Source organism: Paenibacillus sp. B2(2019) (assembly GCF_008370385.1).
Taxonomy (GTDB): domain Bacteria; phylum Bacillota; class Bacilli; order Paenibacillales; family Paenibacillaceae; genus Paenibacillus_AQ.
Map to the genome: position 1 here is coordinate 269,499 of NZ_VTZR01000002.1, position 26,472 is coordinate 295,970.

The window sequence follows — 26,472 nt, forward strand, 5'->3', positions numbered from 1 at the left end:
ATGTTTCATAAGGAGGTGACGGTATGCTGTACTTAAATGATCGAGATATACGGGCAGTAGGTGTTGATTGGCCTATTCTTGTGGAATCGGTAGAGACTGCTGTGGGTATCATCGATTCAGGTGATTATGTGCAGCCGATAAAGCCTTACCTAAGGTATAAGAGTCCACAAAACCGGATTATTGCAATGCCCGCTTACGTAGGGGGAGAGGTGAACGCGGCAGGGATAAAGTGGATTTCTAGCTTCCCAGATAATATTGAGGCTGATCTTCCTCGCGCGCATAGCATCATTGTATTGAATGAACCAAGTACAGGCCGGCCTTCAGCCGTCTTGAATTCTCCGCTTCCCAGTATTATTAGGACGGCTTCCATCAGCGGACTGATGATTCGTTACTTTTTGCTGGCGCGTTCAGTGGAGCGGATTCATCTAGGCATTATCGGCTGGGGACCGATTGGGCAGTATCATTGTCAAATGGTTACGGCTTTGTACGGGGATCGAGTCGAACGTATCCGGATTTTCGATATCAAGGGAGTAGACTTATCAGGAGTCTCATCTCTCTATAGAGATAGGATGGAAGTGGCTGAGACGTGGGCGGGCGTTTATCAGCATTCGAATATTTTTATTACTTGTACTGTATCTGAACATCGGTATATCGATCTGTATCCTGAAAAAGGTAGTCTTCTGTTGAATGTTTCACTGCGCGATTATAAGCCGGAGGCGTTAGCTTCGTTAAAAGCCATTATCGTCGACGATTGGGATGAAGTGTGCCGTGAGAATACGGATATTGAGCAGCTTCATTTGGAGCAGGGGCTCACTCGTGCTGACACCCAGATGATTACCGATGTTGTCTTGCGCCACAGCCTAGCTGAATTCGGTGAAGATGAACCGATCTTCTTTTGCCCGATGGGGATGGCCGTCTTTGATATCGCTACAGCGGTGTATTACGTGAACAAGGCGAGAGAAAAGGGGATAGGGACCGAGCTGGAGTAAGGAGAGCAAGAATGAGAGCAATTCTGTCCATATAACAGCGATAACCCGCTTATTGAGCGGGTTTTTCATTATGTTATGCATCATAGGTATCTTTTATAAATTGAATAAAATGTGCAGTGGCCGAGCTGAATAAATTATTTTTTTTCCAAGCCAAAACATGACTTGTAGTTCGTTCAGGTTCAAATGGAACAAAACAGGTACGTTCACTTTCCCGGATAGAATATGAGCCACTCACACAAATGGCGTAGCCAAGCTTTCGTTCTACTAGAAGCATGGCGTTTGTCAAAAGATTATGTGAGGCAAAGATACGAAGACTCTCATTCTCGACCCCAAGCCAGCTTGCAATCTCATTTTGCACAATGGTACGTCGAGGTAGAATTAGCGGTAAAGTAAGAATATCCTGAATACCAATAGAAGACTTTTGGGCGAGAAGATCATCTCGTCGCATCAGAATTCCCCACTGTTCCTGATAAGGCAAGCGAATATAATCATATTTTGCAGCTTCAATGGGCTCTAATAATATACCTATGTCAATATTACCTCGGTCCAGCTTCTCCCGAATATCATCCCCATCCGCACTATACAATTCATATTGTACCCTAGGGTGTCGATTGGAAAATTCCTCTAATAACTCCGGCAACGCCCTGGATACGGTGGACTCCACACATCCGATAGAAACTACTCCACCAAGCAAATCTTTTTGTTCTGCCAAATCTCTTTCTGTTTTATCTAGTAGTGAAACGATCTCTTTTACTCGCTGTTGAAACAGAAGTCCACTGTCTGTTAGAGTAATCTGCCGTTTTCCCCGAATAAACAAGCGGGTATCCAATTCTTCTTCCAGATCCATTAGCTGTCTGCTTAGAGTGGGCTGGGTAATGTGAAGGATTTCTGCTGCTTTTGTTATATTACCTATCTTAGCCACTGTTAAAAAATATCTGAGAACACGAACATCCATGATTGTTCATTCCTCCTCTGTCATTACTACATTTAATAATAACATCTAGAATTCCCAGATTAAACGATACATATTAAGCATGATACGCAATCCATCATAGGCATTAGATTTTCAATGCTATAGAAACTACCATGGAAGTATGAGTTATATGACTTAAAACGACTACAAAATGGAGTTAAACAAATGAGCAAACTAGAGACTGCAATCACGAAACCAATATTATTTTCCAATCTACAACTAAAGAAATTATTTCTCCCCTTAATGATAGAGCAATTATTAGAAGCTATGATGGGATTGGTGAATTCTGTCATGGTAGCCTCTGTTGGGGAGTCAGCAGTATCGGGTGTATCTTTAGTAGAAATGGTAATGTTACTGTTGATTAGTATATTTGCAGCGCTCGCTACTGGAGGTACAGTAATTGTGGGTCAATATCTTGGAAGTAAGCGGGAGAATCAGGCTAGAGAAGCAGCGAATCAATTAGTTTGGTTTGTTGGTAGTGTGGGGCTAGTGATTATGGTTTTGATTTATTTGCTGAAAGGATTTATTTTACATGGTTTATTTGGAACGATAACAAATGAAGTGTATGGACACGCGAATACTTATTTATTAATTGTTGGGATTTCAGTTCCTTTTTTAGCGCTTTATAATGCAGGTGCAGCCGTATTCAGAACGATGGGGAACTCCAAACTACCCATGCAAATAATGTTGGTTGTGAACCTTGTGAATATAGCAGGGAATGCCTTGATGGTATATGGACTTGACATGGGAACGGCAGGTATCGCTATTCCAACGTTATTTTCCAGAATGGGGGCTGCAGTTTGTATTCTTGTTCTAGTATCTAACCCAAAGAATCTCTTATCTCTGAAAAAGACCTTGCGGCATAAATTTGATGGCAAGATGATCAAACAGATGATGAGAATTGGTGTACCTTATGGACTGGAAAATGGAATGTTTTATATTGGACGGCTATTGATGTTGAGTTTAGTCTCCACCTTTGGAACAGCGGCTATTGCAGCAAATTCAGTTGGCAGTACGATCGCTTCATTGCAAGCGTTACCTGGAATGGCTATTGGATTAGGAATGTCTGTTGTGATTTCGAGATGTGTGGGTGCTGGCGAGTACGCTCAGGCTAGGTATTATACAAGGAAGATTATTGGTATGATCTATGTGGCACAGATTGTTAGTTCTGTTGTAAGCCTAGCTTTGTTTCCAAGCCTACTACGCATGTATCATTTTTCAGAGGAGGCGGAGCAATGGGCAACCATGATCGTATGGAGCCATGCAATCGTCATGATGCTGATATGGCCTTTTGGAAATGCACTGCCAAGTGTTTTTCGGGCGGCAGGAGATGCGAAATTTCCTATGGTCGTAAGCATGATTACTATGATTTGTTGTAGAATTGCGTTCGCTTATGCACTAGTATATTGGTTTCATATGGATATGTTTGCAACGTGGATTGCAGTCTATTGTGATTGGTTGATTAAAGCGGCATTGTTTATTTGGCGGTATATTAGTGGGAAATGGACAAAATTCCAAACGATACAATAAAGACAGCCCTGATGAAGAATACATCGGGGCTGTCTTGCAACTGGTGCAACTGATTAAAGGGTATAACCGAAGCCTAGTATAGTAAAACACTTATCCTGATCTTCGGGCACCATTTTTATTTCTATCTGGTGCTCACTGCTAGCTTCGTTTTGATATAGAATTACCGGATTGCAATGTGTCCAGTTGTTCACGTGAGGATCAGCCGTAACTGCAAGGCTGCCGTCTACGAAGATATCCGCCTTGCCGAATTCGCTGCTGCCGGAATCCTTGTATACGAGGATGAGATTTTTACTCGTTATTGTCAGCTTGAAGCTTTCTTCTCCAGACGCTCTTGAATGCATCCAATTATGAGGGAATTCGGGAGTACCGTGAGAGTCAGCATCCATTTCTACCCGCTGCAAATCGGTATCAATCCCCGAAAATCCGCCTACTTCGATCTTACCTGCGTCAATATAGTTTTTTCGATCCAGCAGGAGGGTTCCTGCAAAATCATTCCCGATAACCGGTCGTTGATCCAATAAGATCTCATCTTCATTCATTAGTGATTTATGGGTTTCGGTGAATAAATAAGCGAGACAATCAGCCATTACCCGGTGACCCTCATTTGTCGGATGATAGATATCATAGAAAAATTGCCGTTTCGAGATGATGTTGCCTTCAGCTTTACTCAGGCGGAACTGCTCGGATACGGCATCCTTTACACTAACCATAGGAAGATTATAATGGCGGCCAATGGGGGAGAGCCGATCCTGCAGGTTCCAGTCATTCATAAACACACTGAACAGAAGGATTACGGCTGGCTGATGATCGGCGGAAAGTGTTTTTAAGCATAAGCTTTCAAAACAATTGCCTTTCGTTTCATCCCCTTCGTCGTTTACCGCAAATTCTACTACCACGATATCTGGTGTTACGGAACCGTCTCTAAGAATATCTCTTTCATAACGGATGACGCCAAGCTCGGAGGGTGTTCCGCCTACCCCAGCCTTCACAAAGCGGATGTTCTCGCCACCATTTGTGCCGAATAAGTCTTTAAATCTTAAATACGACTGATAGGCATAACATTCCGTGTGTATCGGCTTAGCACCGGCTCCTTGAGTAATGGAACCTCCAATATAAGCGATCGTGACTTCCTCGCCTTTTATAGCCTTATTTATGGCAGCTTTTAATCTTTTATTATTGCCAGCGTGCAGCAAGGATTGTGTAATGATCTTTTGGTACTCATTCGATTCAAAAGCAACTGGTGGTTCAAGGATTAGCTCTGGAACAGAATAGCCGTCATGCAAATAAAAAATAACACTCGCAATCGCCAGTTCGCCTGCGTGATTAAATTCAAAAGCAAATTTTCCAAGCACATCATCTTCTTCAGAACCCGGATAATCTGCTGCTAACTTCAAAATAACCTCTGAACCATCGGCGGGGCAGGGTACACGTAAATAACTGCCGGTTTCATATTTACTAGTTTTGCCCCAGTGCTGCAATAAAAAAGTGACTGGATCTCCCTGCGCGTTAGTCCTTCTCACGGATACTCCGATACTATGGACCAATTTGCGAAATCCAGTGCTGCTCCCCAGAAGCTCCAGAATTGCCTCGTCTGTAACACCGCCTATAAATTTGGCCTTATCGATCAGATAGTTACCTTCTAGATAAACTTCCTGTGACGGTTTGCCTTCGGCTCTTGCTGTTGCTTCAATTGCTGTTTCATACAGCACAAAAAAGCCGTTTCTACGATCAGCCGGGTCCTTTGGAGCCTTCGGACCTTCAATCTGTTGGCCTGCAATAAATTCGTTATTTTTTTCCATATGGATCATCCTCGCTTTGTAAGGTTCTCTTATTATGGATGCGCTTGCAAATGAAATGATTCTGCTACAGGGGAATACCTGTTAACAGTAACACCAAATATCTAGATTGTTCAACCGATAAACAAAGTTTCATTTAATAATTACAAAAACTTGCTAGTTTACACATGGAAGTTGAAATCGCTTACTTATATAATGTGCCTAGTCATACGAAAATAGGATGCTTAAGGGGAGAATAATCATGCCTACGCAGGAATTAAACCTTGTGAAGCAGGGCAAAGCTGCTAAGATTTACGTAGATCCCAAAGGGAAGGATTATGCCGGTTTGCGCCGCGTGGCTCAGTCTTTTGCAGCAGATGTTAAACAGGTAACAGAGATTGAACCTGAAATACATACACAATTGAAGGCATTGGATGGAACCGTTGTAATCGCTGGATCGATCGGCAGTAATGAGCTTATTGATCGTTTAATTGCGGAGGGAACAGTGGATGTGTCCGTCATCCAAGGGAAAAGGGAATGTTATAGGATTCAGGTAGTTGAAGAACCGACAGCAGGAGTGGACAAGGCGCTCGTCATTGTGGGAAGCGATAAACGCGGGACGATGTACGGGATTTATTCTATCTCTGAAAAAATTGGCGTTAGTCCGTGGAAATATTGGGCAGATGTTATACCAGAGAAAAAAGCAGATTTGATCTTACCTGATAGCCAGCTACATATGATTTCCAAAGAACCTTCGGTTAAATACAGAGGGATTTTTTTGAATGACGACTGGCCGTCCTTGGGCTCTTGGGTAGCTCAAAGATTTGGTGATTTTAATGAAGATTTCTATGACAAGGTGTTTGAACTAATTCTTCGATTAAAGGGGAATTATTTATGGCCAGCGATGTGGAGTGCCGAATTCAGCCTTAACGGTAAAAGCAATCCAATCGCCAACGCCCAGCACGCACAGGAATACGGCATTATAATGGGAACCTCCCATCATGAACCTTTATTTCGGGCAGGCAGTGAATGGCAGAAGGTATACAACCAATATGGAACAAGTAACTTATGGGATTTTGCCCGAAACAAACAGGCTATTACGGATTTCTGGGAAGATGGAATCAAACGGAATCAGGATTTTGACAATTTAATTACATTAGGGATGCGGGGAGAAAGTGATTCTGCGCTGGAGGGCTCCGACCAGGAGAATATTGACCTACTGAAGGACATCATCCTTACGCAAAAAGAATTATTAAAGAAATATAATCTTGAGCACTCGCCCCAAATTCTAGCCGTATACAAGGAAGTGGAGAAGTATTGGTATGGCACTGCTGAGGTTGAAGGCTTGAAGGACTGGGAAGTCCTGAATGAGGTTACGATCCTGCTGGCAGATGATAACTTTGGCAATCTCCGCAAAATCCCAACGGAACACGAACGCGATCGAAGTGCAGGGTGGGGGATGTATTATCATTTTGACTATCATGGTGGTCCACATTCCTATGAATGGTTAAACACGATTCCGCTGGAGAAGGTTTGGGAGCAAATGTGTATGGCATTCGACTATGGCATCCGTGATGTATGGATTGTGAACGTCGGGGATTTGAAGCCTATGGAATTGCCTATTTCCTACTTTATGGAATTGGCCTATGACTTTGAAGCTTGGGGTACTGGAGCGATTAACCGGACTGTGGAATATACCAATCGTTGGGTAGAGCAGCAGTTCGGATATGCACTGGAACATGAGACATGCCTGGGCATCGCGCAATTGCTGAGTGAGTATACCCGAATGAACGGCCGCCGCAAGCCAGAGATTATTTATCCGTCAACCTTCAGTCCAATCCATTACAATGAGGCACAGAGAGTGCTGAAGCAGGCGATTAGGATAGAGAATGCCGCTGACCAATACTATGCTCTTATTCCTGAATTATTAAAAGATGCGTACTACCAGCTTGTATATTTCCCTGCTGCTGCCTCAGCCAATGTGCTAAAAATGCAAATATATGCTGGACTTAACGAGCTATATGCTGGACGAGGCAGTGTATTGGGCAATACCTACGCTGCTCTGACTCATGAAGCCATCGATAGGGATAAACACCTGGAGCAGGTTTATAATAACGAAATTACAGAAGGAAAATGGCAAGGAATGATGAGTTCCCCTCATGTCGGGTATGTTCACTGGAATGCAGAGGGGTGGAAATATCCAGAGGTGAGCACTTTGATTCCTGACAAAGGTTCTATAATGATTATTGATGTGGAAGGTACGGAGCAAGCGTATATTTCGGGTACGGCAAAGCTTCCTGTATTTACAAATCTGCAAAAAGAAAACTATTGCATTACTATCAGCAACGGTGGAGAAGCGGGCTTTGAATATCAGGCAAGTAGCAGTGCAGCTTGGATCAAGCTTGAGAAAACATCGGGGTGGATCAAGGCTGGGGAGACCTTACAGGTTTCTGTAGATTGGGAAAAGGTTCACGAGATATCGACGGGTGAAATTACACTCTCTGGTGCCGGGGGCATCGTTAAGGTGAATGTAGCTGTGGACTGGACTGACATTCAGGATGTGCCAGCGATGACCTTTATCGAGACGCATAATAGAGTGTCCATTGAAGCGGAGCATACCTCAAGTCGTGTTGCACAATCAGGGGTGGAATGGAAGACCATTGCTAACTATGGGCGTTCTTTATCCTCGGTTAAAATGTTTCCGGATACGGTATCTTTTGAACAGCCGGAGAATGCGCCTTATCTGGAATATCAGGTTTTAGTACAGCAGAATGCAGATTACAGCTTAACCGCGTATATTGCTCCGACAAACAACCTGTCACAGTTCAGTGGATTAAAATATGCGGTAGGCTTCCATGCACAGACGCCAGTGATTACTGATGCTTTACCTACGGATTTTGCGGGCGGCAATCATGATAACGAACCGTGGTGCCGCGCGGTTATGAATAATATCCATACGGTGACCACAAGTCATGCGTTAACAAAGGGGATTCATACCCTCCGCTTTTACGGATTGGATGCAGGCCTGGTCCTGCAAAAGCTTGTGTTGTCCGCTGCGGAGCTGCCTTATTCCTATTTGGGTCCGGAGGAGAGCTTTCATACTAGGGGGACGTACTAATTCATAGTTAGATCTAATTTGAGGGTTGAATCTCCGAATGGTTCAGGGTCCTCCGTTATTTCAAGGCAGATGACGGAGGATAACCCTTGATATTTTTGAAAACATTACTGAAGTAGGCGACATCTTGATAACCACAGTGCGCTGCTACTTCGGACACATTGAAGCCACCTGCGGACAGAATCATCTCGGCATTGCTCACCCGTACTTTGTTTATAAATTCTTTATAGGTGGAACCAGTGTTTTGCTTGAACAGCTTGCCAAGATATACAGGATTTAAGGCAACCAAATCAGCTAGTTCCTTGATCGTAACTTCCTCCGAATAATGATCCATAATATAGGTCATTACTTTTTGGATTCTCAGATCGATCAGAGGTGTCTCTTGATGGTGGGTTATGCTTAACAGGCGATACACAATCAGTTGAAAAATGGCTCTGGCCTTCATTTTATAAAAAGGCTGTTTGCCCATCCATACATGCGAGAAATCTTTGATGTCCGCTAGGATCTCTTTAGTTCTCCAGTTTTTGGTTACGGTCTCAAAAGGGAGCTGCACATGATTGTCCTCCCCCTCCCAGAAGAAATTAAATGCAAAAGAACGCATGGGTGCCTCCTTAAAAGTCTGCGCTTCCCGAATACTTCCGGAAGGTGCATAGAGCATATCACCAGCTTCAACCGTAAATTTCTCCCCATTAATAAAATAGTTCGATTTCCCTTCCACAATGAAGGTAAGGTCATGGAAATCAATTTTGCTCCTCGTTATCTCCCAATCCGGGAAGGATCTGCGGTCGACGAACAAAAAAACATTCGGAACTAGATTCTCATATTTGCCAATGTCCATTTCAGCCATTGCTCCTTCCATATAACTAGAGCCGTACGAATACCGATTGGTATATTATACCGAAATGAAACCTATTACGAAAAGACTCTTTTAATCATCGGGAATGCCGTACGCCATGCATAATGAAATCCTTGAATTGTCGGTCCGTTGCCCGGTCTTCCTCCGTAACCACACCGCCCCGCTGATGCGTAATAATAACGGCTTTTTGTAAATACATGAAATACAGGTGGGTGGACTTCTGCAGAATGTTCAGCCACTTATTTTTTTCCTCTGGATCCACTGCTATTGTGTCAAGCAGTATAAGTCGCGAATACCAGCCTTCCATAGCCTTCTTAAAGTCAGGCAGTTCTGCAGGATTCTTAGAAAGCGTGCTGTAGTAAACTCCAAAAATGGCATCATAGTAGATCAGTGATTCCTGATGATCTCTTAAAGCCAAATATTTATCCAGAATGTTCTCCAGTGATTGTACCGGCTGTTCAAAATCAAAATCAAACAGCAGCTGTCCAAACATCCGCTCCAGGTTAAGGACATAGATTTGAGCGGCTAATTCTTCTTTGTCCTTATAATGATGATACAAAGTGCGCCGGGAGACCCCGGCTTGTTCTGCAATTTGAGCCATATCCGTGCGCTCAATACCTTGAGCACAGAACAAGCTGAGCGCTGTATCTTTAATGATCTCCCTTGTCATTTGCATCTGCTTTTCACGCAAATTCATTAATTTTCTCTCCTGCCTTGTGCGAGTATTTCGCTAATTCTGTGCTAATTCTGTGCTATTTCTGAGCTGGCTTCGACGTCATGAGGAACTTGCTGCCCACTGAATAGGGTTTCTGATGGTTAACTGCATCACCTAGCCATTTCAGAAGCTTTACACCATCTTGTTCAGCCTGAAAGAAGGTCTCTCTGGTTGCAAAAGTGTGCGGGGTTGTACCCGTCTTAGCATTTAGCCCATAGTCGGTCAGATAGTAATAATAATTAGGTAAAGTGGCAGCCAAAGAAGATACAGATTGCCGCATTTCCTGTGACCATTCATTAATAATGCGTTGATCTCTGGGCCCCTTGTAATCGTTGATGTTGTTCTGAAAGTGGATCAGAATCTCGTCAAATACCGAGTAGGATTGCAATATTACCGTATTCGCAGGCAGTAGATGACCGTTCGCTTTAAATGCTGCCCCGATGATATCCGCTTCAGGGGTATACCCAAAATTCTTAACGAAGTCTGCCTGCCATTCCTTATTCACAACATTTGGCCACTTGTCTGATTTCAGGAAGGAACTGTCTGAATATTGGAAGATCTCGGAGTCTTTGTAATGAGAGGCGATCTCCGGAGCCCAGAAGGCGGACCCGAATCCACCAGCACTTTCACCTGCAATTAGCAGTTTGCCGGGCTTTTCCACGTTGGCATATATCCAATCAAGGCTGCTTCGCACATTATTGCTGCCGTTATAACGCATTATAAAGGTGCTGCCGTCCTCTTTTTTATATTCAGCCGTACGGTTACCGATATGGAAATCACCCGTCGAATAGGGAAGGTAGACCACATTCCATCCATGAAAAGGATTGGCAGGGTTATCCGTATCCATCATGCCTCTCAGCAATGTCAGCATATAGAAGGGGATGTTCTGGAAATAGTTGCCCGTATCTCCACCTTTAATGAAGTTCATTAGCTTGATTGGGTGCGCGGCGCTTTGGGCATCCCAACTGGCCCCTCCCCCGGAAAAAAAGATGATCCAGTTATTAGTCTCTCCCTTTTTATTCCAGATAAAATACTCTGATTCATCACTTGAAATGACATTTCCGTCCAGCTTGATTTTATTCCACTCATAAGGCTTCACTTCCGTGATTACGGGGGTGGTGGTGGCCGGTCTCTTGATCACAAAAGCGCTAATCGCAAGAATAGCAATCAAAGCAAGGCTCAATAATCCAATGCATGTGAATATCGTAATTTTCCCCATTCTTCTCATATACATCTCTCCCTTAATTGGAGTATACGCTACGTTAACTCATTGCGCAATGTGTATACTTAAATTCAAAATAAACAATCATAATCGAAAAACGGGGTGTCCTCGCAGCCTTTTATACATGGCTACAGGGACACCCCGATTTTGTATGTTACTTCATTTAATTAGATTCTACACTTCGATTTCAAATGTTCTAATTTCGTAAGGTTCAAGTACAAAGGTAATGACAGGTTCAGTGTGAACCTCACCTTCAGGACGTTCCATTAGATTACACTCTTGCCACGAAATAATGTTCAAGTCGCTCGTCATATCAATCTGCTGGCGGCTTCCGGAATAGTCGTGAACACGTACAACTAATTTTTGACCATCTTCAGATTTCTTAAGGGCAGATACCATAACCGTATTCGTAGAAAGACGAATCATGGACTTTGTTTCTACTTCAGCTTGCCCCGTGGTGCTCCGCAGTGGATTGTTGATGGACCAGGCTTGACGGACGGTATCACCTTGTAGCCAATCCCCAGTATGAGGCAGGATAGAGTAGGTGAATGAATGTTCGCCTTGATCCGCATCAGGGTCAGGGTGTGTTGCCGATTTGATTAGGGATAGACGCATCACATTATCCTTGATGTCGTAGCCATATTTGCAGTCATTCAGCAAGCTAACGCCATAACCACGATCTGATAAATCTGCCCACTGATGACCCACAGTCTCGAATCTAGCGTAATCCCAGCTAGTGTTCCAGTGTGTTGGACGCTTAACATTACCGAACTGGATATCATAAGTGGCTTCGGTAGCTCGTATCGCAACAGGGAAGGCTACTTTCATTAGCTGTTTTTTCTCATGCCAGTCTACGTTCGTCACGAAGTCGATACGACGATGCCCAGCGTGTAAGATCATTTGCTGTTTAATCGTGGAATCCATATAGCTCCATGTGAATTGCACAATACAACGCAATGAACCATTTTCTATGACTTCAATGCTAGTGCAGTCGATCACTTCGCGCATTTTTTGCTGATAGTAGATGTCAATGTCCCAAGCTTCATGTGCTAATGGTTTATCCTCAAACACTTGGAACACATTACCGTGACTTCCATTAGCTAATACTTGACGCTGTTCGTGTTTATCATAGATGGATGACAATTGACCTTGCTCGTTCCACGCTATTTCAAGGTGAGGCGTTGAAATTCCTGATTCATTCAGCTTGAATGGAGTGCTTAGTGGCTCAGAATTCACATCTGCCACGAAGGAGATGGTGGTGTATCCGAGAGAAGGAATGTCGGACACTTCAATGATCCAACGGTCACCTTCACGCTGAGCTTGTAATGGTTTACCTTCTGTGTTTATCCAATGTCCTGTTTCCATGCCAGGCTCTATAGTAATTTCTACGAGCTCAGTTAATTCCCAAGAAGCATTGTTCCAGATGGTATATTTACCGGCTTCACTTCCGTTCACTAGTGCCTTCGTAGATTGTTCCCATACAGATTGACCAATGGCTTCGGCTTGAGCATATTCAATCGTACTGTCTTCGTACACTTCACGAATTGAAGAACCAGGAATAATATCATGGAATTGGTTACGTAAAATAATTCTCCAACCCTCGTCTAAATCGGACTGACGATAGTTCGACCAATCTTCAGACACCACACTTTGCAGTGCGTTTAGCCATTCCGCCTCGCGGTATAGCAGTTCAAGCTTGCGGTTCATCCGCTTATTGTAGGCTTGGCTAGTGTACGTGCCACGGTGATATTCTAAGTAAAGCTCACCATCCCATACATGGACATAACGATCTGTATTAGCAACGGTTTCTTGCAGATTACGGAAGTAATCTCCTGCTGTTCCTGTTTCAATCTTCGGTAGTCCTGGGAGATCGTTGAGTCTGCGGCGCATCTCTAGCATTTCGCGGTTAACCCCGCCGCCGCCATCACCATATCCGTAAGAAAGTAATAAATTGCGATTCACTTCTTTATCCCGGTACGTATCCCAAATTCCTTTTACAGTCTTAGGAATGATGCGGCCATTATAAGTGTAGAACCAAGAATCTTCTTCAGACCAAGGCTCTGGTGTTGTAATGAAGTGTGTTAATACTTCAGTGCCATCAATACCACGCCATTGGAAGGTATCATGTGGCATGCGGTTATATTGATTCCAGCTAATTTTCGTGGTCATAAACGTATTAATTCCTGATTTTTTTAGAATTTGTGGCAAGGACCAGCTGTAGCCAAATACGTCAGGCAGCCATAAATAATCACATTCAACACCAAATTCATTACGCAAGAAGCGAGTACCATATAGCAATTGACGGACAAGAGACTCACCTGAGGTCAAGTTACAATCTGCCTCGAGCCACATGCCACCGCCAGCTTCCCAGCGTCCTTCAGCAACACGTTCACGAATCTTCTCATAGATTTCTGGATAATCGTTTTTGATGTATTCATAGAGCTGAGGTTGAGTCTGTAAAAAAGTATAGTCAGGGAACATTTCCATCAGACGGAGTACGGTCGAGAAGGAACGCGCACATTTCTCACGGGTATGCTTCAATTGCCATAACCAAGCTACATCAATATGGGTATGACCAATACAGGTAACAGTAACTGGCGAAGACTTTTCCATTTTATTAATTTCATCACGCAAATAATTACGAGCTTCCTCAATCGAAGCGTAGAAGACCTCTGAACCTGGACGAGACCAGTCAATCAGAAGAAACGAGCGGTCTACTGTACTTAGCAGCTGTGTATATTCTGGTGTTTTTGAATCGAGTACGTTCAGCGTCTCAACTACAGCAAGTGCAGTAAAGTAGAAATCATCCGTTGCATCGTCCAGCCAACAAATTTCTGCCATACGAATGCCATGTGTTTGATCTTTTTTAGGACCGCCACCTTCTAGACCCGACCATAAACGGAAGGTAAGTGGAAGCTGCGTACCTACCGTTTCATCCGGCAAGAACACTTCTGTATGATTGGAATCTACACCTTGATAGGGTTTACCATTGTAAAAGAATAAAGATTCAAAGCCGGAGTTGTTTCCGGCACCTGTCTCGCCAAAATCAAATCGACCCAGTACCCTGCGTCCTGCCCAAGAGGCGGGTACGTCTATCTGTGTCGTTAGCCATAAATACAAATCGCGGCCTTTCCAGGTATCGCCAACCTGTAGCTTAGACCATTCTCCATCCACGGGTGGTTCCGCTGCAATTTCACCTTGTTCGTCAATCATAGAATTGAAAAAAGGAATGTGTATTCGATCCCGGTAACGATATTCGGAAATCTCGTTTAGTTGGGAGTTGAGTTTACGTTTGGTTAGAAACATGAGTAATAGCCCTCCATTATCTTGATGGGGGACGAGGATTATAAGACTTATAGGGTGATTACAGGTTTGTTTGGGGGGTAGAAACCAACTATAGACGATTTTTAGCGAGATGTAAACTCATGATAAAGAAAAAGGTTGCAAGGAGGAAAGATTTACATCTAAAAATGAATGCGCTCCCATTGCACAAAAAGAAAGGTGGTGTTAAGCTTCTAATCCTAAAGGCTAGATTTTGAAGGAAGGTGAATTTGTTGAATATAAAGAAATTTTATCAAAATCATTTACGAAAAAAACTGTTTAATAAAATTTTAGCTATATATTCATCCATCATCATTATTACGCTTATTGCCTCTTCCATTACCGTTTATAAATACTATGAACAGACGATCACGCGTCAACATGTTGATGCTAATCGAGAGGTACTGGATTACGTGAGTTTATATATGAATCAGCAGTACGAAGGGATTCAATTGGCCATCCAGCAAATTTATAGTGATGCTTCTGTAAGTGAGGATTTGTCCTACTTTTTGCAACATGATTATGGAGATTATCTTAAATATCGTTTAGATCAGTTTGCTGAAATTGGGAGCTTTGTACCCCATACATTCGATACTTACTTCAAAACGTATTTGAATCAGAAAAGTGGTATCTCTGACGTTATCTTATACAGCACTGAGAAAGAATTTTATTATTTATATAAGAATAATACACGACAGCTCTACAAAAGAGATATAGATATTTCGGAGCAAAAATCACCCATACCCAAGAATGGTTGGGTTTCGCATGAAAAAAAATTATTACTTAAGGAAATAAGGGAAGACAATAACAATTTGTATACGATGACTAGGGAGCTTAAAGATCCGATTTCATTGAAAACGATCGGTATGCTCATTATAGATTTTGATGCTGAACTTATTTCAAAATGGCTTGGTACGAAAGGTACAGAGAATAATGGTCAAGTGTTGGTTCTAACACCAAGCGGTGACGTCATATATGATTCCTTAGGAAGGTATATGGGACAGCAGTATCCGCATATCGCTGGTCTTTATTCAGACAACTGGACTGCACTGGATGGATTATCCAAAGTTAACTTAAATACAACGAATAGCTCAGGTCTTATTGTGGCAGGAATCATTCAGAAGTCGCAGGTCAATAAAGAAATGGTGGTAGTACGAAATTGGATTATCGGGATTACGGCAGCACTAATTGTTGCGGCAATGTCCATTACATACGGAATAATTTTACGTTTCTCTAAAAAAGTGAAGATCATTGTCAAATCTATGAAGCGCTTACAGGAAGGCGACTTAAGCACGCGCATTCATCTTAACCGGGAGGATGAATTGCAGCTTATTGCCAACAATTTTAACTATATGTGTGAAAGACTAGAGCTGTATATTAATAAAGTTTACATTTCAGAAATTACGCAAAAAAATGCAGAACTCGTTGCTCTTCAATCGCAGATTAATCCGCATTTTTTATATAATACGCTTGAAGCTATAAGGATGCGGGCTATTTCGCAAGGTGCGAAGGATGTAGGTCAGATGATTTACATTTTATCTACGTTATTCCGAACGATGATTAAGAAAAGTATGGTTGTTACCATCGCTGATGAGATTGAATATTGCAATCTATATCTTGAGCTGTTTCAGATTAGGCATAAAGATAAGCTTCAAATCGAGTCGCGAATAAGTCCAGTGGCTATGAATTGTTCTATCGTTAAACTGCTGATTCAGCCGGTCATTGAAAATTATATTGTTCACGGATTCAGGCCCGAACGCTCCGATAACTTAATCCGCATTGAAGTAACTGAATCAGACGGTAGCATTCAAATTGCTATTAGAGATAACGGAAATGGGATTATTCCCAGCAAGCTAACGGAACTTCAAAAAACACTTCAAGTCAGTATGCGAATGGATGCACCACCTTCCTCGCTTGGACTATGTAATGTGAATGAGCGAATTAAGCTTTATTATGGGATTGAATATGGATTATCGATTGCTAGTGAGATCGGTGTAGGAACAACAGTCATCATGAATATACCAGTGGTAAGGGAGAGTATTAAATAATGCACAACATACTTATTGTGGATGATGAACCTCTTATTCTTGAAGGATTACGTTCAGTGATCGAATGGGAAGATTATGGACTAAGAATCGCAGGGCAAGCGAGTAATGGGGAAGAAGCTTTAGAATTTCTGCATAGCCATAACGAAGCCATTGACATATTAATTACAGATATTACGATGCCAAAGCTGACGGGACTTGAACTCATTCAACAAATTAAGTCTTTTGATTCAAAAATGAGATTTATTATCTTAAGCGGCTATGAACAATTTGAGTATTTAAAAGCTGGAATGAGTCTAGGCATTGAGAATTATATTCTTAAACCCATTAATATAAAAGAATTGGAATCGACCATTGAGCAAATTGTTGAGGTCCTCAATCAAGAGGATGTTGAACAATTTCATGCGAAGGAGGATCAGCAAGTTTTACGTAACAATATTCTAAATCGTTGGGTCACTGGAAATATAGATCGACAGGAGCTATTGCATCGTTCAAAAGTCTTAAATATTTCTCTGGACTGTTCATGTTTTACGGTGGCTGCGATTCGGCTTATTACGGAACATGAAGAGGATGAGGGTCAACTGCACCCTAATCAACTTATGGAAGAATGTTATCGAATCGCTGTGCAGTCCGTAGCAGAGCGCGGAACAGTTATTGTTTTTATAGATATGGAAGGTGATCTTGTTCTTATTGTTGCGGAGTCGGCTGAAGATGAGAACAAAGAAGAAATGTATTGCATGCTGCAACAAGTGCAATGTGAGATTATGCATGAATTAGGAAAGTCTGTCTGGATTACGATAGGAAGTAAGGAATATACTTTTCAAGAAGTACCACAAAGTTATAAAAAAGCGAAAAGTTTATATGTGGATCATCTGATGCTGCCGGGCTACCCGATTATAGATGTGGACCAACTGTCGAAGATGGTGTTACATGAGGAAAAGCTCGAAATTGATTATGAAGCATTTACTAAACTATTATTATCTGGAGAGCGTGAGGCGGCAAATCAATTTATCGCAGAAACATTCCAAAAGCTGTTCGGATGTGGCGTGATTACACGCATTGATAATTACAACGTGGCGATTGAATTAATGTTGATCGCTAAGAATATGGAGAAAAACTGTAATTTCAGTGCTGTGTTTAATCCTTTGCTACGCATCCATACCATTGAGCAGTTGCTTCATCATGTGCAGGAAAGTGTGAATGAAACGCTGGACCAATTATCGCTAGTGAGTGATGAACTCAGTCCGAATATGAGATATATGGTGGATCAAGTGAGCAAACATTATAGAGAAGAACTATCTCTGAAGACGCTCAGTCAGCGAATGAATATGCATCCTACTTACTTGGGACAGCTATTTCAGAAGGAGATGGGGCGAAGCTTCTCTGATTATGTGAATCAATTCCGAATTGAAAAAGCAAGACAACTGCTGCTTCAAACTACGTTATTAACCAATGAAATAGCAGCTGAAGTAGGGTATCTAGATCCAGCGTATTTTTATCGCCAGTTTAAAAAATCAGCAGGCATATCTCCAACAGAACTTCGAAATATGTATAAAAAAGAAAAGGCGTAGAATTTAGGAAATGTTCCCGGGTATCACGTTCAAGTGGAGGGTTCACGAACGTTGGTCACGGGAATGTTTCCTTTTTTTTGTTCAAATCTTAAGGGATTTGAAGCCTCACGGAGGTCGTTTTTTCTTGCGATCTTTAATTTTTACATATCATTCTGGAGTTTTTCAACTTTATGAAACCGCTTTTATAGCGCAGAATTAAAGATAGTTAAAGGGGCAAGGAAATAAGATCGAAAGGGTATTACGGGGATTGTTTGGGGATAGAGAAGGGGGATGTGGAATAGTGTCTGCATTTTTCAAAAGCTTAAATAAGGATAAAGTACTGTGGTTTATGGTATTACCAGGGACAATATGGTTCCTAATCTTTTGTTACTTACCGATGTTCGGAACCATTATTGCATTTAAGGATTTCAAGATTCATCGGGACGGATTCTTTGCAAGCGTTTTAAATAGTAAGTGGGTTGGCCTTGAAAATTTCAACTTTTTGTTCTCGACAGAGGACGCCTATATTATTACAAGAAATACGATACTGTATAACGTGGCGTTGATCTCTCTCGGTTTAGTTCTTGCGGTGGGCATTGCAATCACCTTGAACGAACTTGTGAACAAACGGATGGCCAAAGTTTATCAAACGGCGATGTTTATGCCTTATTTTCTTTCTTGGGTTATTATTAGTTTCTTTACATTCAGCTTCCTAAGTGTAGATAAAGGAATCTTGAATCAAGTGATTGTTTACTTCGGAGGCGATCCTGTTTCCTGGTATGGGGATACTCGCTTTTGGCCATATATCCTAATTTTCATGGGAATTTGGAAATCAATTGGTTATTCAAGTGTTGTTTACTTAGCGGCTATAGCGGGTATCGACAAGTCCTACTATGAAGCGGCAATGATTGATGGGGCCAGCAAATGGCAGCAAATTAAGTTTATTACACTTCCTTTGCTTAAACCTTTAATGGTAACGCTAACTATTCTAGCGATTGGTGGTATTTTTAGATCTGACTTCGGTCTATTCTATCAAATACCTCGGGATTCCGGTGTTCTATACTCCGTAACGAATGTTATCGATACTTATATCTATCGAAGCATGAGTACGACAGGAAACCTAGGGATGAGTACAGCAGCGGGTCTATATCAATCGATCGTTGGATTTATCATGGTAATTGTAACGAATTCTATTGTGAAAAAGATCAGCAAAGAAAACGCGATATTCTAGAAAGGAGTCAATTGACGTTATGGAAGTATTCAAACGTAAGCCGAAAGAAGTCGACAACAACGCCATTACTCCTTTTTGGAATGTGGTACTCAATATTGTGATTGGAGTTTTCGCTTTTACCTGTGTGTTTCCGTTCTTGTTTGTCATAGCCATTTCTTTTACAGATGAGAAAGTACTCGCTTTAAATGGATTTAGCTTAATTCCAGAAAAATTTAGTATGGCGGCGTATCAGTTTATTTTTAACACAGGTGATCAGTTATTTCGTTCCTTTGGAGTTACCTTACTTGTTACTGTACTAGGTACGCTCATTAGCTTATTTCTAATTACAACTTACGCCTATGTTCTTTCTCGAAGATCATTTCGCTATCGTAATTTTTTCAGCTTCTTCGCCTTCTTCACGATGTTATTCTCAGGCGGAATGGTTCCAAACTATATTGTGGCCACACAGTTTTTACATTTGTACAACACGATATGGGCTTTAATATTGCCAATAGCGATGAATGCCTTTTTCATTCTAGTGATGCGGACCTTCTTCCAGACTTCAGTGCCTGATGCACTCATTGAAGCAGCCAAAATTGACGGTTCAGGGGAGTTTCGGACGTTCCTGCAAATTGTACTTCCGATCTCATTACCGGGGATTGCAACGATTGGATTGTTCTGTACGCTGGGCTATTGGAATGATTGGTTTAATGCGCTGCTGTATATAGATGATGCGAGTCTTGTACCGCTCCAAGCGATGCTGATGCGAATTCAGAATAATATGGAGTTTGTTATCCAGAACAGCATGCAGATGGGATCAAGCTTTGAGATTGCTGCGACATTGCCGACAGAAACCGTTCGTATGGCGATGGTTGTACTGGCGACCTTGCCTATAGCACTAGCGTATCCCTTCTTCCAAAAGTATTTTGTAAAAGGCTTAACTGTGGGCTCTTTAAAAGAGTAACACTACTAAGATGTATTTATTCGAATCGCTAGAACAGGAGTCGATATAAATAAAGAGTTAATTAAACTAAAGGGGGAAAATAGAAATGAAAGTGAAAAAAAGTTTAACGCTCGCTCTTGCTGGAACAATGCTTTTGTCTGGCCTTCTTGCTGGATGTGGTTCGAATAATAATACAAATGCTGCTAAAGAAACAAACAATTCAGCGGCAGCAGGGAGTACATCGGAATTAAAGCCATATGAGCTGAAGATGTATTTAATTGGTGGACCTCAAAAGGATTTGGATCTTGTATTAAAAGAAGTTAATAAATATACCCAAGAAAAAATTAATGCGACGTTGAACATTACGATGTTCGATTGGGGTGATTACGATAAGAAGATGCAAGTCATTACCGCTTCTGGTGAGCCTTATGATATTGCTTTTACCTCTTCTTGGACAAATGATTTCCGCCGTAACGCAGCTAACGGTACCTTCTTGGGTCTGAACGATCTGTTAGATAAGTATGGAAAGGAAACGAAAGAAGTTTTGGACCCACGTTTCTTAGAAGGAACTAAGATTAAAGGTGAGATCTATGGTGTTCCTGTAAATAAGGAGCTTGGACAGCAATGGGTATGGCGCTTCAATAAGAAATATGTTGATAAATACAACATGGACATTTCCAATATTCGTACGTTGGATGATCTAGAGCCACTTCTTAAAACGATTAAAGAGAATGAGCCTGCGGAAATTACACCGCTAGCTGTTCCTAAAGGCTTTAAACCATTCATGCCATTTGACTATGTACTAGGTGATGAGCTACCTATCGGTGTCTATATGGATTCCACAGATGGTAAGGTTGTTAATATTCTGGAGACACCTGAACTTGCAACATCGTTAGATACGATGCGCAGACTTTACACAGCAGGTTACTTACGCCCAGACGTTGCAACACTTGAAGGTATTGATAACATTAAGACAGGTAAATGGTTTGCCGATCGCGAAATCACACAGCCTTATGCAGAAAAAGGTTGGTCTCGTTCAGCAGGTTATGAAATTGTAACTTCGCCTATGCATGAGCCTTATGTGTATACACAGTCCGCTGCAGGTTCGATGCACGCTATTTCCGTAACCTCAGGTGATCCTGAACGGGCTATGATGTTCTTGAATCTTTTGAATACAGATAAGTACTTACGCAATTTGCTCAACTATGGTATCGAAGGCACTCATTATAAGAAAATTTCCGAGAATGTCATTGAAGATCTGCCAGCTATGCAAGATAGCTATGCAATGCCAGGCTTCACGCTTGGAAATATGTTACTGACTTATCTGCATGCTGATGACCCTGCTGATAAATGGGATGCTTTCAAGAAGTTTAATGATTCATCAAAAGAAGCCCCTACCTTCGGTTTTGCATTTGATCCTACACCTGTAAAAACAGAAGTAGCGGCCATCAACAACGTAACTAAAGAATTTATGCCAGCGCTATACACAGGTTCTGTTGATCCTAAAACATATCTGCCAAAAGCAACCAAGAAATTTAAAGAAGCTGGACTGGATAAAGTCATTGCTGAAGTTCAAAAGCAGCTTGATGAGTGGAACCAGACAAAGAAATAAGCTTTGAACGTAACAAAACGCCTACGATTAATCTAAAGGTAACGCAAATAGGATTAGTGGAGACGGGCAGCTATGCTGCCCGTCTCTCTATCTATACTCATTTTTATCAAGAGGAGTGGAAATATGGAACAATTCAGACTGCCAACCATCTCAATGCCGAAGCTTCCGCTTCCACAAGCGATTCAAGAAGTATTGAACGAAGCAGAGGAGAAGTTAGCTCATCGGCCTAAACTATTGCAGCTTTTCAAGAACTGCTTTCCGAATACACTTGAGACTACGACTAAGCTCATGGATGATGGAACAACATTCATCATTACTGGAGATATTCCAGCTTCCTGGTTGCGAGATTCTGTGGAGCAGGTTATGCACTATGTGCCATTTGCGAAGAATGATCCGGATCTTCAACGTATCATTAGCGGTTTAATTAAACGACATATTCAGTATATACATATTGATCCGTATGCCAATGCGTTTAACGAAACAGCGAATGACTGGCATTGGAGCACTAGCGATATTACGGAAATGTCCCCTTGGGTGTGGGAACGTAAATTCGAGATCGATTCTCTCTGTTTTTCCATGCATCTGGCTTATGCCTATTGGAAAGAAACGGGGAAGGCTGATATATTCGACGCCGGATTTAAGGCAGCAATGGTCAAAATATACAACTTATTTAGAACAGAGCAGCGCCATGCTGAATTATCTCCTTACAGCTTTACGCGTAATAATGGAATTCCTGAAGATACGTTACGCAACAACGGCCTTGGTATGCCTGTAAATTACACGGGGATGGTCTGGTCCGGGTTCCGATCAAGCGATGATGCTTGCGACTTCCATTACAATATCCCGGGGAATATGTTCGCCGTTGTTGCATTACGTCATATGCAGGAATTCGCAGAATGGGTATTCCGTGATCTTGAATTTCTAAAAGAGCTTAAAGCATTAGAAGCGGACATTGATCATGGAATCAAGCTGTATGGTATTTATCGTCATCCGAAATTCGGACCAATCTACGCCTATGAGACCGACGGCTACGGCAACTACTGCTTGATGGATGATGCGGGAACACCGGGGCTCATGTCGATTCCTTATCTCGGCTATGTTACAGCAGATGATGAGATTTATCAGAATACACGCCGATTTGCGCTGAGCAAGGAGAATCCTTTTTACTTCGAAGGAACAGCAGCGAAAGGGATTGGCAGTCCACATACTCCGAAAGATTATATCTGGCATATGGCATTGTCTATGCAAGGTTTGACGGCTTCCACGAAGGAAGAGAAGCTGGACATGCTTGCGATGCTAGAGGCAACGGATGCGGGGACTGGTTTTATGCATGAAGGATTTCATGTCGATGACCCGAATATATTCACTAGAAAATGGTTTGCCTGGTCCAATAGTCTGTTCTCCCAACTAGTCTACAAAACTATGAAGGAAGGACTACTATGAGCAGACCTGTAATCATATTCTATGATTCTGATTTCCCAATTTCCAATTCGATTCCTAGTGACGCGATTAAATCCATGCGTGAGTTCGGTATGATCGTGAATGCGAATCAGCTTGCAGCAACGCTTAAGGAAACCGAAGGTGGATGTTTCATTAATCTGCATGCACCCTATTTCCCAAAAGCGGCATGGATAGATATTCTTGGATATTTGCAAAGAGGTGGTGGACTGATCAGCATTGGAGGTGCCCCCTTCAAACAACCCGTTCGCTGGAAAAATGAACAATGGCATGTGGAAGCGGAACAGACCTCTTATCATCAAGAGCTGTCTATTCATGAGGTACTGCGTGTTGATTGTTCTCGCAACCAGTCCTTGCTTGCATCAGATGTCATTCCTCTGCTTAAGGGGCAAGAAGCTCTTTTTATAGCGAGTGAAGAGACATGGAACCTTGTGCCACATACGACGAAGACGAGTGATTTACCCCATCAAATGGGGTCAGCAGGTCCGATGAGTACACGGATTTACCCGCTTTTGAAGGGAATTACGCATGAGGGGCGGGAAACTGCTGCTCCAGTAGTTCTTTGGGAGAATACGATTGGTTTATTTGCAGGCTCACGCTGGCTGTTCGTAAATACGGCTGCAACGGCTTCTTTATGGAAGGAAAAAGGGCTGTCCGCGATGTCTGAGTGGGTTCGTTTCTGTAGTAAGGGTGTAACGGAAATGTGGGTTAAGCCAAATTACGCGTCATATGAGTCAGGAGAACGGGCTTCTCTGACACTTCAGATTCAGCAGCTTGAGCGGGTAAAACCTTCTTTGCGAAATGAAGACAAATGGAAGTTAACAATGCATGTTGAGCATGAATCCGATCCCTCCTTACATTGGTCCCATTGTTTAGAGATGAAGGCTAATGCTGAGCTTAACATCGTTCGGGTGCCTATTCCTCTGGAAATTAGGAGTGGTCTGTTCCAAGTGGTCTGCGAAGCGGAAGCCAGTGATGGTGAGGTTCGCATTCTACGTCAAGGGTTCTGGGGGCATGCCCCTGAACTTCTGGCAGCAGGTGAACCGGTAACGAGTGGAAGAGATTATTTCATAAAAGATGGGCGTCCACTACCTGTTGTGGGAATGACTTATATGACGAGTGATGTGGCACGGAAATTTCTATTTCTGCCGAACGTTGGGGTATGGGATCGCGATATGGGTCAAATGCGGAAGGCAGGGATTAACTGGATCCGAACAGGAATCTGGACTGCTTATCGTAATGTGATGCAAGACGATGGTCATGTTTCAGAAGAGGTACTGCGAGCGATTGATGCCTTTATCATGACGGCGAAGAAGCATGATCTTCAGGTGACTTTCACGTTCTTCTCCTTCACACCGGAAACGTGGGGTGGGGTAAATCCTTATTTGGACCCACAAAGTGTTGAGGCTCAGAAGCGTTTCATTCGTTCTATTGTATCTCGTCATAAAGCGTCTTCGAATGTAGATTGGGATCTTATTAATGAACCGTCGATGTTTGATCCGGCACGGATTTTCTCGGATGGTCCGAGTTCATGTCATGATCGCTTCGAGCAACAAGCTTTCATAGAATGGCTTCGACATAGACATGGGGAAATCGAAGTACTACAGGAACGTTGGAATATGACACCCGCACAGCTTCCGGACTTTGCATCGGCAGGGCTGCCAGAAGCGAAAGAGATGAACTTCGATGTTCAGGATATGCACAGTGCTAAAAGAGGGACGCGTTGGCTTGATTATTGCTTGTTCTCCATGGATATGCATAACCGGTGGGTGAGGCAGTTATATGACACCATTAAGGAGCAATGTCCAGATCAGATGGTTACGGTTGGGCAGGATGAAGGGCTAGGGGCGCAGCGACCTTCGCCGTTCTTCTACGAGGAGGCGGTGGATTACACCACTGTTCATTCCTGGTGGTTTAATGATTATCTGGTGTGGGATGGTATCTTTGCCAAGACGCCTAATAAGCCAAACCTAATTCAAGAGACTGGCGTCATGTATGTAGAAACTCCTGATGGACGAGCCAAACGTTCGGAGCTAGAGCTGCGAAATCTACTCGAACGCAAATATGCCTATGCGTTTGGAACTGCTGGTGCGGGGGCCATACACTGGATTTGGAATACGAACTTCTATATGGATAATGCGAATGAGTCCCATATCGGAGCATTGAGAGCAGATGGAACCGAAAAGCCAGAGGCGGATGTCTCTTATGACTTCGGGAAGTTTATAGAAGGCATTCGTGACGTATTTGGAGATCGGAAACTGGAAGAGATCGCTGTGGTGTTTCCGTATTCGAATGATTTCTCTAACCGGAAGCTGGCTTTCGCTGCTACAACAGAGCTTACCCGTATTCTTTCATATGATCTAAAGATGCCTTTTAGAGGGGCTTCTGAATACCACCTAGATGATTTGGAGAACCATCCTGTGAAGCTTATTATACTGCCAAGCGCGCATAACTTCGATGATGCAGCGATGGAAAGGTTGTTACACATCGTTGAAGAGACAGGTGCGGTATTGCTTGCTACAGGCCCGCTCGACATTGATGCTTACTGGCGTTCTTCAGAGCGCTTAAGTGATATTCTTGGCAAGCGTGAATTGCGTAATGTGCGCCGTGAAGAAGTGCTTAGCCTTCAAGGCCAAGAACTCCCCGTCTCCTTCGGTCACCGAAGGATTGCTGAGGTATCGAAGGAAACGATGATTCACGAATCCGGCGGAAGCGGAAGCTCTACTATAGACTCAGTCATAAACATCCCGCTTGGCAAGGGTCGACTCCTATGGAGTCCACTGCCCGTTGAATTGAGCGACCGAAGTGATACTACTTCTGCACTGTATCGCTACGCGCTCCATGCTGCTCATGTGGAGTGTGACTTGGAGTGGATTAGCGGAGGGGACTTAGTAGGTATCTACGGACGGAAATTGAGCTTTGCTACGGGGGCTCTCTTCACCTTCGTATCGGAATATGCTCAGGATGCGAAAATCGAGGTGAAGGATTCAGCCACTGGCCTAACCTACGCGTTCTTGTTGGAACAGGAACGTTCAGTCCTGTTTGCTACGGACTATAAAGGTGATCTTCTTGGCGTGTATCGCCAGCAGGAAGTCGAAATCCATATAACTTATCCACATCTACTACATTAAGGATCTTAGTAGAGAGTACGTATTGCA

General features: G+C 42.7%; 16 protein-coding genes. 10 read left to right on the top strand and 6 right to left on the bottom strand.

The window, feature by feature from the left end; translation table 11 throughout:
* Nucleotides 1-23 precede the first annotated feature (23 nt).
* Nucleotides 24-989, top strand: a complete 966-nt coding sequence (locus PAENI_RS01545; protein WP_149644018.1) for a 2,3-diaminopropionate biosynthesis protein SbnB — start codon at nucleotides 24-26, stop codon at nucleotides 987-989.
* Between the two features lie 73 nt (nucleotides 990-1,062).
* On the opposite strand, the gene PAENI_RS01550 is transcribed toward PAENI_RS01545, so the two are convergent.
* The gene (locus PAENI_RS01550; RefSeq protein ID WP_149644019.1) at nucleotides 1,063-1,944 is read right to left on the bottom strand and encodes a LysR family transcriptional regulator; all 882 of its coding nucleotides are present in this window, start codon (nucleotides 1,942-1,944) and stop codon (nucleotides 1,063-1,065) included.
* Nucleotides 1,945-2,127: 183 nt separating this feature from the next.
* Here PAENI_RS01550 and PAENI_RS01555 point away from each other — a divergent pair, with 183 nt between their 5' ends.
* On the top strand, nucleotides 2,128-3,492 hold the full coding sequence (locus tag PAENI_RS01555) for an MATE family efflux transporter (RefSeq protein WP_149644020.1): 1,365 nt from the start codon (nucleotides 2,128-2,130) through the stop codon (nucleotides 3,490-3,492).
* Between the two features lie 53 nt (nucleotides 3,493-3,545).
* Here PAENI_RS01555 and PAENI_RS01560 read toward each other — a convergent pair whose 3' ends face one another.
* Nucleotides 3,546-5,291, bottom strand: a complete 1,746-nt coding sequence (locus PAENI_RS01560; protein ID WP_149644021.1) for an SGNH/GDSL hydrolase family protein — start codon at nucleotides 5,289-5,291, stop codon at nucleotides 3,546-3,548.
* A 238-nt stretch (nucleotides 5,292-5,529) separates the two neighbouring features.
* Between PAENI_RS01560 and PAENI_RS01565 the strand changes: the two genes are divergently transcribed.
* On the top strand, nucleotides 5,530-8,385 hold the full coding sequence (locus PAENI_RS01565) for a glycosyl hydrolase 115 family protein (protein WP_149644022.1): 2,856 nt from the start codon (nucleotides 5,530-5,532) through the stop codon (nucleotides 8,383-8,385).
* 55 nt (nucleotides 8,386-8,440) lie between these two features.
* On the opposite strand, the gene PAENI_RS01570 is transcribed toward PAENI_RS01565, so the two are convergent.
* From PAENI_RS01570 to PAENI_RS01585, 4 genes are all read right to left on the bottom strand, one after another.
* Nucleotides 8,441-9,220 carry a helix-turn-helix domain-containing protein gene (locus PAENI_RS01570; RefSeq protein WP_149644023.1) on the bottom strand — a complete coding sequence of 260 codons (780 nt, stop codon included), beginning with the start codon at nucleotides 9,218-9,220 and terminating at the stop codon, nucleotides 8,441-8,443.
* Nucleotides 9,221-9,314: 94 nt separating this feature from the next.
* Nucleotides 9,315-9,935, bottom strand: coding sequence for a TetR/AcrR family transcriptional regulator (locus PAENI_RS01575; protein WP_149644024.1), 621 nt, complete (start codon nucleotides 9,933-9,935; stop codon nucleotides 9,315-9,317).
* A gap of 55 nt (nucleotides 9,936-9,990) precedes the next feature.
* Nucleotides 9,991-11,181 carry a pectin acetylesterase-family hydrolase gene (locus tag PAENI_RS01580; protein WP_188114452.1) on the bottom strand — a complete coding sequence of 397 codons (1,191 nt, stop codon included), beginning with the start codon at nucleotides 11,179-11,181 and terminating at the stop codon, nucleotides 9,991-9,993.
* Nucleotides 11,182-11,349: 168 nt separating this feature from the next.
* Nucleotides 11,350-14,481 (bottom strand): alpha-mannosidase, encoded by a 3,132-nt coding sequence (locus tag PAENI_RS01585; RefSeq protein WP_149644026.1) that lies wholly within the window; start codon nucleotides 14,479-14,481, stop codon nucleotides 11,350-11,352.
* A gap of 248 nt (nucleotides 14,482-14,729) precedes the next feature.
* On the opposite strand from PAENI_RS01585, the gene PAENI_RS01590 reads away from it, so the two are divergent.
* The 7 genes from PAENI_RS01590 (at nucleotide 14,730) to PAENI_RS01620 (ending at nucleotide 26,445) form a co-directional block, all read left to right on the top strand.
* A complete protein-coding gene (locus PAENI_RS01590; protein ID WP_081382735.1) occupies nucleotides 14,730-16,544 on the top strand; it encodes a sensor histidine kinase in 1,815 nt (604 codons plus the stop codon).
* Nucleotides 16,544-18,112 (top strand): response regulator transcription factor, encoded by a 1,569-nt coding sequence (locus PAENI_RS01595; protein ID WP_149644027.1) that lies wholly within the window; start codon nucleotides 16,544-16,546, stop codon nucleotides 18,110-18,112. The genes PAENI_RS01590 and PAENI_RS01595 overlap by 1 nt, the downstream gene beginning before the upstream one ends.
* A gap of 328 nt (nucleotides 18,113-18,440) precedes the next feature.
* Nucleotides 18,441-19,322 carry an ABC transporter permease gene (locus PAENI_RS01600; RefSeq protein WP_042193664.1) on the top strand — a complete coding sequence of 294 codons (882 nt, stop codon included), beginning with the start codon at nucleotides 18,441-18,443 and terminating at the stop codon, nucleotides 19,320-19,322.
* 19 nt (nucleotides 19,323-19,341) lie between these two features.
* The gene (locus PAENI_RS01605; protein WP_076283087.1) at nucleotides 19,342-20,265 is read left to right on the top strand and encodes a carbohydrate ABC transporter permease; all 924 of its coding nucleotides are present in this window, start codon (nucleotides 19,342-19,344) and stop codon (nucleotides 20,263-20,265) included.
* 85 nt (nucleotides 20,266-20,350) lie between these two features.
* Complete coding sequence (locus PAENI_RS01610) at nucleotides 20,351-21,856, top strand: ABC transporter substrate-binding protein (protein WP_149644028.1); 1,506 nt, start codon at nucleotides 20,351-20,353, stop codon at nucleotides 21,854-21,856.
* Nucleotides 21,857-21,979: 123 nt separating this feature from the next.
* Nucleotides 21,980-23,299 (top strand): glycoside hydrolase family 125 protein, encoded by a 1,320-nt coding sequence (locus PAENI_RS01615; RefSeq protein WP_149644029.1) that lies wholly within the window; start codon nucleotides 21,980-21,982, stop codon nucleotides 23,297-23,299.
* A complete protein-coding gene (locus tag PAENI_RS01620; RefSeq protein WP_149644030.1) occupies nucleotides 23,296-26,445 on the top strand; it encodes a beta-galactosidase in 3,150 nt (1,049 codons plus the stop codon). Before PAENI_RS01615 ends, PAENI_RS01620 begins: the two co-directional genes overlap by 4 nt.
* The last annotated feature ends 27 nt before the right edge of the window (nucleotides 26,446-26,472 follow it).

What these genes read in the sequence shown, in the direction of transcription:
- PAENI_RS01560 (WP_149644021.1), bottom strand. Translation starts at nt 5,291, where the DNA reads ATGGAAAAAAATAACGAATTTATTGCAGGCCAACAGATTGAAGGTCCG.
- PAENI_RS01585 (WP_149644026.1), bottom strand. Translation starts at nt 14,481, where the DNA reads ATGTTTCTAACCAAACGTAAACTCAACTCCCAACTAAACGAGATTTCC.
- PAENI_RS01620 (WP_149644030.1), top strand. Translation starts at nt 23,296, where the DNA reads ATGAGCAGACCTGTAATCATATTCTATGATTCTGATTTCCCAATTTCC.
- PAENI_RS01610 (WP_149644028.1), top strand. Translation starts at nt 20,351, where the DNA reads ATGAAAGTGAAAAAAAGTTTAACGCTCGCTCTTGCTGGAACAATGCTT.
- PAENI_RS01570 (WP_149644023.1), bottom strand. Translation starts at nt 9,220, where the DNA reads ATGGACATTGGCAAATATGAGAATCTAGTTCCGAATGTTTTTTTGTTC.
- PAENI_RS01565 (WP_149644022.1), top strand. Translation starts at nt 5,530, where the DNA reads ATGCCTACGCAGGAATTAAACCTTGTGAAGCAGGGCAAAGCTGCTAAG.
- PAENI_RS01595 (WP_149644027.1), top strand. Translation starts at nt 16,544, where the DNA reads ATGCACAACATACTTATTGTGGATGATGAACCTCTTATTCTTGAAGGA.
- PAENI_RS01555 (WP_149644020.1), top strand. Translation starts at nt 2,128, where the DNA reads ATGAGCAAACTAGAGACTGCAATCACGAAACCAATATTATTTTCCAAT.
- PAENI_RS01600 (WP_042193664.1), top strand. Translation starts at nt 18,441, where the DNA reads ATGGTATTACCAGGGACAATATGGTTCCTAATCTTTTGTTACTTACCG.
- PAENI_RS01545 (WP_149644018.1), top strand. Translation starts at nt 24, where the DNA reads ATGCTGTACTTAAATGATCGAGATATACGGGCAGTAGGTGTTGATTGG.
- PAENI_RS01615 (WP_149644029.1), top strand. Translation starts at nt 21,980, where the DNA reads ATGGAACAATTCAGACTGCCAACCATCTCAATGCCGAAGCTTCCGCTT.
- PAENI_RS01580 (WP_188114452.1), bottom strand. Translation starts at nt 11,181, where the DNA reads ATGAGAAGAATGGGGAAAATTACGATATTCACATGCATTGGATTATTG.
- PAENI_RS01575 (WP_149644024.1), bottom strand. Translation starts at nt 9,935, where the DNA reads ATGAATTTGCGTGAAAAGCAGATGCAAATGACAAGGGAGATCATTAAA.
- PAENI_RS01550 (WP_149644019.1), bottom strand. Translation starts at nt 1,944, where the DNA reads ATGGATGTTCGTGTTCTCAGATATTTTTTAACAGTGGCTAAGATAGGT.
- PAENI_RS01605 (WP_076283087.1), top strand. Translation starts at nt 19,342, where the DNA reads ATGGAAGTATTCAAACGTAAGCCGAAAGAAGTCGACAACAACGCCATT.